The following is a 627-nucleotide window of genomic DNA, read 5'->3' on the forward strand; positions in this document are numbered from 1 at the left end:
TTTATCTTGTATATGTTGAAGATCTTTCAAATGAAAATACCCGAGATCTCGGATACATAAATCATTTGCTGTCACAGTTGGGACACATAGAGAACCGTAGGTTCGATCATGTTGTTTACCTGGACCTGTATGGATATGCAGGAACTGTCCGCTTAATAAATCATACTCAAGCTGAATTTTCATCCCCGCTGTATGGCTGCATCCTCCTGCACCTGGATAAACGGATGAAAAGGAATCTGGGAGTTGAAATGCAGTTGAATCTAAAATACGAATACGCTTGAAAACAGAAGTATATGGAGAAGAAATCGGTATAGATGAGACCAATTTTTGATTTAGTAGTTCAGCTAATATGTGTTGTAAAAATTGGACGGCTGCTTTATTGAATCGTTGATTCAGTCCCTCAGGACTGATGAGCACTTCGGTTGATGCTTCTAAACAGCTAGATAACTGAGTTAATGAAGTAGTAGCAACATTTTGGCTCATCCATACACATAAAGCGACTAAATCTTTTGCCTGGTACTTACTAGTTCGTTGCACAAAACCAACATCTCTAGCAAAATATCGTAAGATATTTGGAGATAAGAGGCCTTGAATTTCTTGAGCAAATAATTGTAATTCATCAGATAC

General features: G+C 37.8%; 1 protein-coding gene. It reads right to left on the bottom strand.

Annotated elements, in window-relative coordinates:
• Nucleotides 1–627, bottom strand: a 627-nt coding sequence (locus Y7E_RS0106940) for an IS4 family transposase (RefSeq protein ID WP_017150559.1), incomplete at both ends; no start/stop codon positions are given.

This window comes from Bacillus bingmayongensis (genome assembly GCF_000299035.1).
Taxonomy (GTDB): domain Bacteria; phylum Bacillota; class Bacilli; order Bacillales; family Bacillaceae_G; genus Bacillus_A; species Bacillus_A bingmayongensis.